Source organism: Leptotrichia sp. SK-5 (assembly GCF_055387215.1).
Genome location: NZ_AP028931.1, coordinates 2,369,488 through 2,383,933, shown reverse-complemented (window position 1 = coordinate 2,383,933; position 14,446 = coordinate 2,369,488). Strand labels below are relative to the sequence as shown.

Genomic DNA, 14,446 nt, shown 5'->3' with positions numbered 1-14,446 from the left:
AGCCATACTAATTTTCATAATGAAGAGAATAGGTATGGCTTTACTTGAAAGGAGAGGTATTTTTATGAATTTAAAAAATATGATAAGTGGAACTGACATTCGGGGAATAGTTTCCAAATATGAGGACAAAGACATCAATTTATCTGAAAAGGAAGTTGAGTTCATAGCAAAAGGCTTTGGGCTTTGGATAACTGAAAAATGCGATGAAATCGCAAAGACTGAAAACAGAAAGGTTAAAGTGGCAGTTGGATATGATGCAAGGCATACAGGACCTAAATTTTCAGAAGTTATAAGAAAGACCTTGATGGAAATGGGAATTGATGTATATGACTGCGGAATGTCAATAACACCATCACTATTTATGACTACGATATTTGAGGATTATAAAGCTGATGGCGCAATGATGATAACTGCCAGCCATTTACCGAGCTGCTACAACGGAATTAAATTTTTTACGAAAAATGGAGGACTTCAAAAAAGTAATGTTAATGAATTTCTAGAAATGGCCGAAAAACAAGAAGAAAATTTGATTAAAGAAGAAAGAGGTGTAGAAATTGTAAAAAATCTGGCAGATGACTATGCTTCATATATATGTGAACTAATAAAAAATAAAATTGGGAAAGGGGATAAACCTCTAAAAAACTTACGGATAGTGATAGATGCAGGAAATGGAGCTGCAGGATTTTTTGCCAAAAAGGTAATAGAAGTTTTAGGTGGAGATACTGCTGGAAGCCAATTTTTAAATCCTGATGGTAACTTTCCAAATCATATTCCAAATCCTGAAGCAAAAGAAGCGATAGAATCAATAAAAAAAGCAGTTCTTGATAACAATGCAGATTTTGGAATAATATTTGATGCAGATGGAGATAGAAGTGCCTTTATAGATAAAAATGGACGTGAAATTAACAGAAATAATCTTATTGCATTGCTTAGTGAAATATTGTTAAAAGAGCATTCTGGCAGGATAATTGTAACAGATTCGGTTACATCGGCAGGGCTAAAAGAGTTTATAGAAAACCGCGGCGGGATTCATCACAGATTCCAGCGAGGATATAAGAACGTAATAAATGAATCTATAAGACTTAATAACGAAGGGAAGTATTCTCCTCTTGCGATAGAAACGTCTGGACATGCGGCATTTAAAGAAAACTATTTTCTTGATGACGGTGCATACATGGCTGCAAGGCTTCTGATTCAGCTTGTAGAGAGCAGGGAAAAAGGCATTGAATTTACAGATGTTCTAAATGAGCTGTATGAGCCTGCTGAGGAAATAGAAATAAGAATTCCTATAAAAGATAAAGATTTTCGAACTCGTGGAGAAAAAATCGTGGAAAACTTTAGGGAATATGCTGGAAAAAAAGAAGGTTGGAGCCTAGAAATGCCTAACTACGAAGGTGTAAGAGTAAATGCCGGTCAAAAAAGCTGGTTTTTAATCAGATTGTCACTGCATGAACCACTTTTGTGTGTTAATATAGAAACGGAAAAAGAAGGAATGGGGAATGAAATTTTAGAAGAATTGAAGGATTATTTTAAAAAATATGAAAAAATGGAAATTTAAGAAAAAATAAAAAATAAAAATTTAAAAAAAGGTATTGATAAAATTTATAAATGTGGTAAAATATAGAAGGGTTTATTACCCACTCTAACTTAAATTAGCTAAAATTCTTTAGCAGAAAAAACTGATTAAATTCAGTTTTTTTTTCTTTATTTCTTATTTTTTAGAAAATTTAAAAAAGAAAATTGAAAAATGGCTTTTAAAATGTTAAAATTAGATGTGAAAAAATAAATTTGGAAAGGAGCGGTATTTAATTTTAAATATCGGATAAATAATTATGAATATAGTGTTATTTGGAGCGCCAGGAGCAGGAAAAGGAACTCAGGCAAAGGAATTAATTCAAAAATATGAAATTCCTCAAATTTCAACAGGAGATATTTTAAGAGCGGCAATTGCGAATAAGACTCCGTTAGGACTGGAAGCAAAAAAATTGATGGATGAAGGGAAATTGGTTTCGGATGAAATCGTAAACGGACTTGTGGAAGCAAGACTTCAGGAGGAAGACTGTAAAAAAGGATTTATTTTGGATGGTTTTCCAAGAACGGTAGCTCAAGCTGAAGAACTTGACAAAATTTTAGAAAAATCAAACAGAGAAATTGAAAAAGTAATTGCACTTGAAGTTAGCGATGAAGAAATTATCGAAAGAATCACAGGAAGAAGAGTATCGAAAAAAACAGGTAAAATTTATCACATAAAATACAATCCGCCAGTTGACGAAAATCCACAAGATTTGGAACAAAGGGCAGACGATAATGAAGAAACAGTAAAAAAACGTTTGGCAGTTTATAACGAGCAGACAGCACCAGTATTGGACTTTTATAAAAAGCAGAATAAAGTTTACAGCGTAGATGGTGCAAAAAAACTGGAAGAAATTACAAAAGATATAATTGATATTTTGGAAAAATAGTAAATATTTTGAATATTATCTAAGGTTAAATTGGTAAAAATTAAGAAAATTTAGAACTTGAATTTAATTTTAAAGTAATATTGCTAAATTTATTTGAGGATTAATAAAATTTTATTTTTAAAAGGATAAGACTTTTTGCAAAAAAGTATTGAACTGTTAAATATATATACTAAAAAATAAAAAAAAGAATTTAGAAAGAAGAAGTACAAAAAATGATAATTTATAAAACATTGGATGAAATAAAAAAAATAAAAAAAGCTAATGAAATAATTGCAAGACTTTTTGAAGATGTATTGCCAAAACACGTAAAAGCTGGAATCAGCACATACGAACTGGACCAGATCGCTGAAGACTACATTAGAAGCCAAGGAGCAATTCCAGGAACTAAGGGTTACGATGTAGGTCGTCCATACCCTCCTTATCCAGCCGCAACTTGTATTTCTGTAAACGAAGTTGTCGTACACGGTATTCCAAGCAAAAAGCAGATACTAAAGGAAGGGGATATTCTGACAGTTGATACGGTTACAGTACTTGATGGATATTTTGGTGATGCTGCGATTACTTATGCTGTAGGAGAAATTGATGAAACTTCTAAAAAACTTATGGAAGTTACTGAAAAGGCAAGAGATATTGGAATTGAAGCGGCACGTGCCGGAAATAGAATTGGAGATATTGGGCATGCTATTCAGGAATATGTGGAAAGTTTTGGATTCTCGCTTGTAAGAGATTTTGCAGGGCATGGAGTAGGGAAGGAAATGCACGAAGATCCAATTATTCCAAATTATGGAAAAGCTGGAACAGGGGCTAAAATTGAAGATGGAATGGTTATTACAGTTGAGCCGATGGTAAATGTCGGTACTTATAAAGTAAAAGTTCTATCGGATATGTGGACTGCAGTTACCAAAGATGGAAAACGTTCAGCCCAATACGAACATAGCCTTGCCATTATTGATGGAAAGCCTGTAATTTTAAGTGTAAGAGATTAAACTAAAAATAAAGAACATGAAAATATAAAGAAGGGAGAGAATTATTTTGAGCATACTGGCACTCATATTAATATTATTTGTGGCAATTGAGCATTACTATATATTAATTCTTGAAATGTATTTCAATGAAAGTGAAACTATACAACGAAATTTTGGACTTGATTCAAAATTCTTAAAAGATGAGCGCGTAAAAAAAATGATGGCAAATCAAGGATTATACAACAGTTTTCTTGCCTCAGGATTAATATGGAGTTTAACTGAAACTGGAGAATTTCAAATTCAAATTGCAGTTTTCTTCCTGATTTGTATTATTTGTGCAGCTGTTTATGGTTCTGTCACAGTTTCCAAAAAAATATTTTTATTGCAGGGACTTCCTGCTTTAATGGCTATTATTGCAGTATTGTTACCGTTAATAGTTTCATAATTTTGATTAGATTTTTAAAAATACGCCTAAACTGGAGAATTGGAGTTTGGGTGTTTTTTTGTGTGAATAAAAAGAGAAATGGAAAATTAATTTTCTTCATTACAAAGTTTGTTTTTATTTTAAGAAGTATTTAGAAATGTATTTATTATGTAGTATAATAAATAAAAAGTACATAAAATTAGATAATTCCATAAAGTTTTGATATTGAAATATTTAAAAAAATTAGAATCAGTTGAAAATCCAAAATCATTTGAAAAATCGTTGTATAATAATTTTAAAAATTTATGGAGATATAGAATTGATAATTTTAGAATAATAGCAGAAATAAAAATGAAGAACTTGTAATATTAGTAATTGAAATAGGAAAAGGAAGTAATGTATATAAAAATTAAAAATATTTACAAAAAGGTTGAAGAAATAATCTCTCAGTGTTTATTTTATTTACATTTTTTCTATAATATCATTAAAAAAGACTAATAAAAATACAAAAAATGTGATAAAATATATTATAATGTTGTATGGTAAAATAATAAATCACATAATTTTGAAATACAAGCAATAAATAATTACAGATAGTTTGAAAAAGTGATGATAATTTAATAAATAAAAAAGGAGGAAGATATGAAACATACAGTAGCGATTGTTGGTAGACCTAATGTGGGAAAATCAACGTTATTTAATAAGCTGGTGGGGGACAGGCTGTCTATCGTAAAAGATGAGCCAGGAGTCACTAGAGATAGACTTTACCGTGAGATGGAGTGGAGCGGAAAAGAATTTATTTTAGTTGATACAGGAGGGCTTGAGCCACGTACAGAAGACTTTATGATGGGGAAAATTAAGCAGCAAGCACAGGTTGCAATTGATGAGGCGGACGTAATTATATTTCTGGTGGATGGAAAAGCTGGAATTACTGGGCTTGATGAGGATGTGGCAACAGTGCTTAGAAGACAGGATAAAAAGGTTGTTGTGGCTGTAAACAAGATTGACAATTATATGCGTGACCAGGAAAATATTTTTGAATTTTATGGACTAGGATTTGAAGAAGTTATTGGAATTTCTGGAGAGCATAAGACGAATCTTGGGGATTTGTTGGATGCTGTAATTAACAAATTTGAAGATAAAAAAATAAAACAAACTGAAAACGGAATTAATATTGCAATTCTTGGAAGACCAAATGCAGGAAAATCTTCACTTGTAAATAAGCTTTTAAACGAAGAACGTTCGATTGTAAGTGATATTGCGGGAACGACTAGAGATTCGATTGATTCAAGCTTGAAATATAATGGAGAAACTTATACATTAATTGATACAGCAGGAATTCGTAGAAAATCCAAAGTGGAAGATGATATTGAGTATTATAGCGTATTACGTGCGATAAAGGCAATAAAGAGAGCAGATGTGTGTGTGCTTATGCTAGATGCGACAGAACTTTTGACAGATCAGGATAAAAGGATTGCTGGAATGATCTATGAGGAGAGAAAACCAATTATAATCGCTGTAAATAAATGGGATCTGATTGAAAAGAATAATAATAGTGTGAAGGAATTTACTGCTTTAGTAAAGGCAGATTTGGCTTTTTTAGATTATGCACCAATTGTAACGATTTCAGCAATGACAGGAAAGAGAACACTGAATATTTTAGAGCAGGCTAAATTTATTAATGAAGAATATCATAAAAAGATAACGACAGGGCTTCTGAATCAGATTTTGGCAGAAATGATAGCACAAAATCCAGTGCCTACAAGAAAAGGAAGAGCAGTGAAAATAAATTATGCAACACAAGTAAGTCAAGCACCGCCAAAATTTGCATTTTTTGCGAATAATCCAGAACTAATACATTTCTCTTACCAAAGATATATTGAAAATAAGTTAAGGGAATATTTTGGATTTGAAGGATGCCCAATTGATATTGTATTTAACAAGAAAAGTGAAAAAACCTTTGGATAGATAAAAAATTGATAGATAGAAAAAGGGAGATTAATCAAATGAAATTTTATGATGAGGAAAAACTGTTAAAAATAAGAAATATTCTGATTGTAGCAGTGTTGATGCTTTTGGCAATTTTGTTGTTTTTTAGAGTTTATGACAATTTTGCAAAACCAATAAGACTTGTTACAAGCACTATTTTTCCATTTATTCTCTCATTTGTAATTGTGTACTGCCTCATGCCTTTTATTGATATGATAAGTGAAAAAGATAGAATTAAGAACAGTAAACTTGATGAGCTTGAAAAAGTGGAAAAAATGAATATAAGCAATTCAGAACGAAGAAAAAGAATGGAATTATTTAATAAAATTTCTCATGAAAATAAGAAAAAAAAAATTCAGTTAAACCGTACATTTGCAATTTTACTTGTATTAACTATGTTTTTTATAATTTTTCTTTATATAGTTTTAACGATTGTTCCGATATTTACAAAGCAAGTATCAAGCCTTATTGACTTTTTACTAAAAAATCAGGAAAAGCTGCAAAATAATTTTTTTGGATTTCTTGAAAGTAATAACATTGATTTAAGAACATCTATAATGAACTCTAAAGATATAATTGTAACAAATATAATAAAAGTGCTAGGTTCAAGTTTTTCATTAATGAGCAGCACATTCAGTTTATTATTTATGACACCTATTTTTACAATAATGTTAATTTTTAGCTATGATAACATTGAAAATGGAGTTAAGCGAATTTTACGAAATATGGGAAGAGAAGACTTAATAGTACTTATAAAGAATATGGATGAAACTATTGAGAAATATATTCTTGTGACAGCTTTGGACAGTATGATAGTAGGCGTAGTATCGTTTGTGATTTTTTATTTTTTGAAAATGGATTACAGTCTTCTTTTTTCAGTAATTATAGGATTTGGAAACGTTATTCCATTTATAGGACCTTTTATTGGTCTAATTCCAGCGATATTGTATGCTTTTACAAAATCATTTAAACTTGTGATTTTGATAATTGTTCTAATTACAATTGTCCAAACAATCGAAGCCAATATTGTGAAACCATGGCTTACAGGGAAATCAGTGGAAATGCATCCAATTACAACTCTTCTGGTAGTTCTTGTGGGAGGAGCTTTGTTCGGAATTGGAGGAGCTTTTGTCGCTATTCCTGTGTACATTATTATCAAACTTACGTGGTTATTCTGCTGGGAAAAATATGTAGTAAAGAATAAATAGCAAACGAAGAAAGGAAGGAAGTGAAAATATGACTAAAGGAAAAATGGAAATTCAGAAATGTATTTATTTTACGATTTCAAAAATGTTTAGAATGATTAATAAAATGGCGGAGGAATCATTTGAAAAGCTGGATATTTATCCAACGCACGGATTTCTTATGATTATATTAAAAGAAGAAGCAGAAGGATTGACTGTAAATCAAATATCAGAAACTTTGGCAATAGCTCCCTCAACAGTTACGAGATTTGTTGATAAGCTAATTTCTAAAGGGTATGTAGCAAGGGAAAAAGCTGGAAAAAACTCCTTTACAAAAATAACAGAGGAAGGCTTAAAAATTATGCCTGAGATTTATAAGGCATGGCATGGAATTTCAGAAAAAGTCGAAGAAGTTGTGGGAAATGAGGAATACTTGAGAAAAGCAGGAGAAGATTTAAGAGAGTTTGCAGATAAAATAGGAAAAGATAAGAAATATGATCAGGTTTGTGAAGATTTTGACTTTTGGATCATTTAAAAATTAAAAATAATTTTATATAAACAGAAAGTTAGGAGATTCTGATGATAGGAAAACAAAAGGAAATTTCCCCTTACACCGTAATTTTAGTATCATTCGTAATAATTATATTAATAGGCGGCTTTTTGCTTTCTTTGCCAATTGCAATAGAAAATGGACAAAAAACAAATTTACTTGAGGGTATGTTTACGGCAACGTCAGCTGTCTGTGTAACAGGACTTACAGTAAATGATGTAAGCAAAGTCTATAATTTATTTGGAAAAACAGTTATTATGGTATTAATTCAGCTTGGTGGAATTGGAATTATCACATTCTCAACAATAGTTGTAACAATGATTTCAAAAAAAGTTGGATATTTTACTAAAAAATTGATACAGGAAGATATAAACACAAATACAACATTTGAGATACAAAAATTTGTAAAAAAAGTTTTGACTACGGTTTTTATAATAGAAATTATCGGGGCTGCAATATTATTTTTAAAATTTATAAAAATATTTGATTATAAGACAGCGGCTTATTATGCTATATTTCATTCTATTTCCGCATTTTGTAATGCCGGGTTTGCATTATTTTCAAATAATTTAAGTGATTTTAAAAATAGTATAATAATAAACACTGTAATTCCTGTCTTAATTTTTTTAGGCGGAATAGGTTTTGCAGCAATTCTTAATATTTATCAATATTTTCTAAAAAAAGATAAAAGGCTTACTACTACTACAAGAATAGCTATAAAAATGTCAATTTTTCTAATCATATTTGGGACAATTATAACATTTATCCTAGAATATTCAAACAATAAAACATTAGGAACATTGCCATTTTTTGAAAAGATAGGAGCTGCCTTTTTTCAAAGTGTAACAACAAGAACGGCTGGATTTAATACAATTTCCATAGCTGAACTGCGGGAACCTACAGTTTTTCTGTTTGTAGTATTAATGTTTATTGGAGCCTCACCTGGCTCAACAGGTGGTGGAATAAAAACTACTACAGCCGGATTGATACTTTTTGGAATAGTTACAACTATAAAAAATAAGGAACATCTAGAATACAACAAGAGAAGAATCAGCTGGAAAATATATAATAAAGCTATGGTTATTGTTTTTATATCAATTATGTATGTTGCTGTAGTATTATTTTTATTAATTTGGCTGGAGGATATAAGAGTTATAGAATTAGGATTTGAACTGGTATCTGCTTTTGGAACGGCGGGATTATCACGGGATTTAACGCCGCAATTATCGAGTATTTCTAAACTGTTAATTATGATTACGATGTTTGTTGGACGAGTCGGGCCACTAACAATAACATTGGCCTTGTCCAGAATGAAAAATCCAAAAGGAAGATATGTTTATCCAAAGGAAGACATTTTGATAGGATAAGGAAGAGGTGAAAAATGGCAGGATATTTAGTAATTGGGCTTGGAACATTTGGTAGAAGTGTAACTCAGACATTATATGAAAATGGTAAAATGGTACTGGCAATAGATCAAAGGGAAGAGCGTGTACAAAAGGTAATTGATGATGAAATCGCAAGTGATGCAATTACATTGGATGTGACAGACGAAAATTCAATCAGGAAAGTAATAAATGATGACTTTGACACTGCTTTTGTCTGCATTGGAGATAATACCCAGTCCAGTGTATTTGTTACGGTAATTTTAAAGGAAATGGGAATAAAAACTATCATTTGTAAGGCAAAAAATGAATTACAGGGGAAAATTTTAAAAAAGATTGGTGCAACTTCCGTTGTTTATCCAGAAGAAACGATGGCCAAGGAAACAGCACTTGGGGTAATAAGGCCCAATATAACGGAACATTTTAAATTTTCAGAAAAATATAGAGTGTTTGAAATAAAAGCACCAAAGGATTTTGATGGAAAAAATCTTATAGAATTAAATTTGAGAAATAAATATGAAATGAATATTATCGGGATAAAAGATGAAAAAGAACTAAATATTATGCCACTTCCAAATACTATAATAAGAGAAAATAATGTACTATTAGTTATCGCAAATATAGAAAAAATGATGTTATTTGGGAAAAAATACGTTTTGTAGTAAAAAACTTAATTAAAGCCTTTCAAATGTAAAATAAATTGTTATAGGTATAAAAGTATGGTATAATTTAGCAAAAATCTAATGTATAAAAGGTTGAAAAAATGAAAAGAATGAGATATAAAATATTGTTTATTTTACTGTTTTATATTATACTTTTTGGCAAGTTAAATGCTGCTGGAGAAGTTATAGAACTGGAAACAGAAAAATCTACAATTAATCTGGAAACAGAAGAAATAAATACCGAAGGTAATGTTACTGTAAAATATGGAGATTTTACAATAAATGCAGATAAATTAAAAAAGATTGCCAATAAAAACATTCTTTCAGGATCTGGAAATGTTGAATTTATTCAAGGTTCTCAAATTATAAAAGCTGATAACCTTATTTTTGATATGGATACAAAATTAGCAAAAATATTTAATTCAGAAAGTTATGATTCAAATGTTAAACTGCGTTATGGTGGAGAAGAAACGCTAGCTCAAGGAAATAAGATAATTTTTATAAAAAATGGTTGGTTTACAACCAGCCCTTATGAAAATCCAAGCTACAAAATAAATGCAGATGAGCTGGAAATTTACCCAAATAGAAAAGCCATTGCAAGAAACATAGGTTTTTTTGCAGGAGGAAAAACTTGGTTTAAATTACCATATTATGTAACTTCGTTAAAACCTGCTTCGCAACGGGCAACATTATTTCCGTATGTTGGGATGGATAGTGACAGAGGGCTTTTTGGAATTATGGGGTTTGATTATGATTTAGGACCTCTTGCACAGGGATTTGTAGATTTTGAGTTAAGTACAAAGCAAAAGCTAGCTTTAAAATTTTCAAATGATTATGCTTTTTGGGGAAATAATTCAGGAAATATATTTGTAAATAGAGTTGTTGTCCCTATCGGAAATCATAAAAAAGAATGGGATTTTAAATGGAATCACAAGGTTAAAAATACTCCTAAAAAAGCTAAGGAAGATAGACAATTTTATGACGCAGGTTATGGAATCTGGAATTTGAATTATCAAAATATTACAACAAATTTAATGTATGCTATTAATGGAAATGAGTTAAAAGATGATTATACAGATTTTGTTGATAAGTATAGTCATATTGGATTTTGGGATTTCAATATTAATCAGGAACTTGGACAAAATGGTGAATTTAATGCGAAATATTACTGGACACAGAATAAACATGCTCTTAAAGCATTGACAGAGATAAATGACAAAATTGTAGAAGCAGATAATTTAGATCCACGTAAAACTGACGTTGATTTATATAAAAGCATAAAGTATACGAATGGAAATTCAAATGTTTCAATAACAATTGACAATGAGGATTTTCGTGATATTAATCCAGGATATATAGGAGATTTGAATTCCTATAGAAAAAAGAGAAGCTATGGAATTGATTTTAGAGGACCTAAATTAAAATTGGATTATTTAGACTCTGACAAGGATGAATATGGAGAACTTCTTGGTATGCGTGATAGAGGTGAAGACAGTACAGTTCATTGGGTTCAGAATGTTGCGTATGACAAAAGAAAAGAATGGGGATTAACTTTTGGAAATTATTATCCATTTAGAGAGAGTGATTTTTTTGGATACCAGCCTAAAACAGGTTATCAAAATTTGACAAATACTCTTTATTTTGGTGCACAAGTAAAACAAGTTGATATAAGAAAAAAAGAATACGAGTATGATTATACACGTGATAATGAAAATTATAATTCGTTATTTTTAAATTCTGCAACAACTGATGAAAGTCGGATTTATAAAATATATCAGGATAATGAAATAATTCGGCGTCCTAAAAAAATTCTTTATGAAAAATATAGATCGCAAAGATTCAATACAGGTAATGATAGAATTGATATTCCACTAAAAAATTCATTTATTGGTTATAATTTGGCATTTGAGAATCGTGATTACAGCAGTTTACCAGTGCCTGAATTTAGAAATGGACGAAAAGTGGAAGATTTAGATTCACAAACTGGTTATAAAGTTGCAAGAGATGCAAGTGGAAAAAGTATAAAACAAAGTCCATCAATGAGAATTTTTACTCTTGATACAAGATTATTTACAACACTTTTTGATAATACATCGAAAAAAAATAATAAATATGATGTGAAAGTTACAAACGATGCAACAGTTACCTTCCAAAAGACTACAGCTGGAGGAGCAATGTATGATGGTTTTGACATTGTAGAAATTCCGACAAATGCATTGGGACTTAGAGATGATTTTAAATATCAAATTGGAAATGTAACATTTAATTATAACTTGACAATGAGGGACGATAGACATTTTAAAGATAATTGGCTAAAAAATAGATATATTAGAAATTATTTTAAGGCTGATATTGCAAATAAAAGGTTTGTAAGTCTTGATTTTTCAAATAATGAGCAGTATGAGTTTGAGAATTTTAAATCTGAAAGAGATTTTAACAGAGAAGTTCAATATGGTTATCTATCTGATGCTGGAGATAATTTTTTATACAGATTTAATGAAAAAAATAAACAACTATTTCCATACAACACAAGTCTTGGATGGAATCAAAAAGTTTATAAGGAATCTTTAAAGGAAAGAACTTTTGGAGTCAACTTTAATGAGTGGGGATTTGAATACACTAATTCAGTAAATAAAGCAAACGATATTTATGGAAATACAGCAACTTTTGGTTTACCAGCATTAAAATTAAAAACGAATTATCATAGATTAGGATTTGTTTATGATACTTCAAAAATGAAAAATAAGAAATTTGAATCAGACCATTATTTTAAAATAAACTTTGGATTTGGTAAAAAGGTATATAGAGATTTAAATAATACTCCGATTATTACTTCGGATGATAGATATATTCGTGGGAATGATTACACAACAATAGGATTTCTATATAAATATGAAAATAATGCCAAACCTAGATATGCAGCTGATTTAGATAAAAAAGAAAAGGAAAAAAATAGAGAAACTGAAATTGATACAACTGAGAATCAAATAAAAAATACAAGTATGGTAAGGAATTCAAATACTCAAGAATTTTCTATTAATAATGCCAATAAAAATTCAATTGATAAAATTTTGGTAGATAGTAACGATAGATTATTTTTGAGCAGTGAGGAAGAAGAAGCATACAAGAGTTATGTAGAAGAAGAAAATTATCGTCAAAATAAATTTAGTCTAAATGATTTTAATTCAAAACTTCAAAATTTAAGAAGCCAGAAAAAATATTTCCAAATTGGGATGGATATGCAAATAGATGGTTCTGATGCAGCTAATCCAAGTGGAATGAAAGGATTTGACAAAATCAATGATTTAACATTTAAGGTTGAAGCAGGATATTTGGAAAAGATGTTTGTTAGATATGCTTTCATAATGGAACGACCTGATCGAATTTATAGAAATAATGCAACTCGTAATAGTACATTTGATTTTAGAAAACATGAATTTGAAGGAAAATACATGTTTTCAAATGATCCTGATAAGCCTTGGTGGGTTGGAGGAAAAATTCAATATGTACAAAATGGAGCACCAAAATCTTCTGATCCAGAGATTTATGAAAGTTCATGGTATGCAACAAAAGTTAATAAATTAACTTTAGGAATGGCAACTTTAAGTCATAGATTTGAAAATATTGAATGGGAAATTGGAGCAGGAATGAAATGGGATAAACCAAGCAATAAAAAGTTAGGATACTATCCAGTAGTTTCATTAAAATTTGGGGTAACACCATTCCCAGAAAAAAATGCACAGTTTAAATATTCTGGAAAAGGATTTGAATTTGGAGCCGGATTATAAAATATACAATACTGAAATAAGCATTAGAAATATTAGGAAACCGATATTTTCTAATGTTTTTTCGTATTTAAATATTCTAAAATCAAATTATTATAGGAGATAAAAAAATGAAAAAATATACTCTTGAAATATGTGTAGATAGTGTGGAATCAGCAATAAATGCTGAACGAGGTAAAGCCACAAGGTTAGAATTATGCAGTAATTTAATAATTGGAGGAACTACACCTACAAAAAGTTTATTTGAAGAAGTAAAAAAGAATGTGGATATTCCAATAAACGTATTAATACGTCCTCGATTTGGAGATTTTTTGTATTCAGATTATGAAGTAAATATTATAAAAAATGAAATAAAAATGTTTAAAAAACTGGGAGTTGATGGAATAGTTGTAGGAATTTTGACTAAAAATGGAGAAATTGATTTGGATAATATGAAAAAATTTATAGAGGGAGCTCAAGATATTCCAATTACATTCCATAGAGCTTTTGATGTGTGTAGAGAACCGTTAAAGGCATTTTATCAGTTACAAGAATTGGGAGTTCAGAATATATTAACATCTGGACAATCACAAGATTGCCTAAGAGGAAAAAAGTTATTAAAAGAATTAGTAAAAATTTCAACTAAAAATAGTAAAAATAAAACTGAAATACTTGTTGGAGCTGGATTAAATATTAAAAATATTGATGAAATAGTAAATTTTACAGGTGCGACTAGTTTCCATTTTTCTGGAAAAAGAATAAAACAAAGCAGTATGAAGTATAGAAAAGAAAATGTAAATATGGGGTTAAAGGAATTTAGTGAATTTGAAATTTTAGAAACAGACGAAAATCTTGTAAGGGAAGTAGCTGATTATTTAAGTAAATTATAGTAAACAAAAAAGCCAGATCTATTAAATTTGGCTTTTTTAATTTATAAGGAAATTAAATTCATATTTTTTAGTTATTTACTGATATATTTGATAATTTTAAAAGAGGCGTCAGCCTCTTTTCCTCTTCTTTTGTCAAACAAATATATAAATGTCTACGACAAAATATCCAACCTA

The 14,446-nt window shown here is 29.8% G+C and carries 11 protein-coding genes; all 11 read left to right on the top strand.

What is annotated here, in order from left to right:
* Positions 1–64 precede the first annotated feature (64 nt).
* The gene (locus tag ACZ5B9_RS11620; protein WP_464422728.1) at positions 65–1,558 is read left to right on the top strand and encodes a phosphohexomutase domain-containing protein; all 1,494 of its coding nucleotides are present in this window, start codon (positions 65–67) and stop codon (positions 1,556–1,558) included.
* A gap of 274 nt (positions 1,559–1,832) precedes the next feature.
* Positions 1,833–2,462 carry an adenylate kinase gene (locus tag ACZ5B9_RS11615; RefSeq protein WP_464422727.1) on the top strand — a complete coding sequence of 210 codons (630 nt, stop codon included), beginning with the start codon at positions 1,833–1,835 and terminating at the stop codon, positions 2,460–2,462.
* A gap of 212 nt (positions 2,463–2,674) precedes the next feature.
* Positions 2,675–3,448: a type I methionyl aminopeptidase gene (gene map, locus ACZ5B9_RS11610; protein WP_464422726.1), complete on the top strand. Its 774-nt coding sequence runs from the start codon at positions 2,675–2,677 to the stop codon at positions 3,446–3,448.
* A gap of 46 nt (positions 3,449–3,494) precedes the next feature.
* A complete protein-coding gene (locus tag ACZ5B9_RS11605; RefSeq protein ID WP_036071158.1) occupies positions 3,495–3,872 on the top strand; it encodes a DUF1304 domain-containing protein in 378 nt (125 codons plus the stop codon).
* A 621-nt stretch (positions 3,873–4,493) separates the two neighbouring features.
* The gene (der, locus tag ACZ5B9_RS11600) at positions 4,494–5,819 is read left to right on the top strand and encodes a ribosome biogenesis GTPase Der (RefSeq protein ID WP_314291304.1); all 1,326 of its coding nucleotides are present in this window, start codon (positions 4,494–4,496) and stop codon (positions 5,817–5,819) included.
* A gap of 38 nt (positions 5,820–5,857) precedes the next feature.
* Entirely contained in the window at positions 5,858–7,048 is a 1,191-nt protein-coding gene (locus ACZ5B9_RS11595; RefSeq protein ID WP_464422725.1) for an AI-2E family transporter, read from the top strand.
* A gap of 28 nt (positions 7,049–7,076) precedes the next feature.
* Entirely contained in the window at positions 7,077–7,559 is a 483-nt protein-coding gene (locus tag ACZ5B9_RS11590) for a MarR family winged helix-turn-helix transcriptional regulator (RefSeq protein ID WP_021769482.1), read from the top strand.
* A 44-nt stretch (positions 7,560–7,603) separates the two neighbouring features.
* On the top strand, positions 7,604–8,941 hold the full coding sequence (locus ACZ5B9_RS11585; protein ID WP_314015809.1) for a TrkH family potassium uptake protein: 1,338 nt from the start codon (positions 7,604–7,606) through the stop codon (positions 8,939–8,941).
* 14 nt (positions 8,942–8,955) lie between these two features.
* The gene (locus ACZ5B9_RS11580; RefSeq protein ID WP_314291302.1) at positions 8,956–9,618 is read left to right on the top strand and encodes a potassium channel family protein; all 663 of its coding nucleotides are present in this window, start codon (positions 8,956–8,958) and stop codon (positions 9,616–9,618) included.
* Between the two features lie 101 nt (positions 9,619–9,719).
* A complete protein-coding gene (locus ACZ5B9_RS11575; RefSeq protein ID WP_464422724.1) occupies positions 9,720–13,406 on the top strand; it encodes an LPS-assembly protein LptD in 3,687 nt (1,228 codons plus the stop codon).
* Positions 13,407–13,513: 107 nt separating this feature from the next.
* Entirely contained in the window at positions 13,514–14,272 is a 759-nt protein-coding gene (locus tag ACZ5B9_RS11570) for a copper homeostasis protein CutC (RefSeq protein WP_464422723.1), read from the top strand.
* Positions 14,273–14,446 lie beyond the last annotated feature (174 nt).

What these genes read in the sequence shown, in the direction of transcription:
- ACZ5B9_RS11575 (WP_464422724.1), top strand. Translation starts at nt 9,720, where the DNA reads ATGAAAAGAATGAGATATAAAATATTGTTTATTTTACTGTTTTATATT.
- map (WP_464422726.1), top strand. Translation starts at nt 2,675, where the DNA reads ATGATAATTTATAAAACATTGGATGAAATAAAAAAAATAAAAAAAGCT.
- ACZ5B9_RS11580 (WP_314291302.1), top strand. Translation starts at nt 8,956, where the DNA reads ATGGCAGGATATTTAGTAATTGGGCTTGGAACATTTGGTAGAAGTGTA.
- ACZ5B9_RS11590 (WP_021769482.1), top strand. Translation starts at nt 7,077, where the DNA reads ATGACTAAAGGAAAAATGGAAATTCAGAAATGTATTTATTTTACGATT.
- ACZ5B9_RS11595 (WP_464422725.1), top strand. Translation starts at nt 5,858, where the DNA reads ATGAAATTTTATGATGAGGAAAAACTGTTAAAAATAAGAAATATTCTG.
- der (WP_314291304.1), top strand. Translation starts at nt 4,494, where the DNA reads ATGAAACATACAGTAGCGATTGTTGGTAGACCTAATGTGGGAAAATCA.
- ACZ5B9_RS11585 (WP_314015809.1), top strand. Translation starts at nt 7,604, where the DNA reads ATGATAGGAAAACAAAAGGAAATTTCCCCTTACACCGTAATTTTAGTA.
- ACZ5B9_RS11615 (WP_464422727.1), top strand. Translation starts at nt 1,833, where the DNA reads ATGAATATAGTGTTATTTGGAGCGCCAGGAGCAGGAAAAGGAACTCAG.
- ACZ5B9_RS11620 (WP_464422728.1), top strand. Translation starts at nt 65, where the DNA reads ATGAATTTAAAAAATATGATAAGTGGAACTGACATTCGGGGAATAGTT.
- ACZ5B9_RS11570 (WP_464422723.1), top strand. Translation starts at nt 13,514, where the DNA reads ATGAAAAAATATACTCTTGAAATATGTGTAGATAGTGTGGAATCAGCA.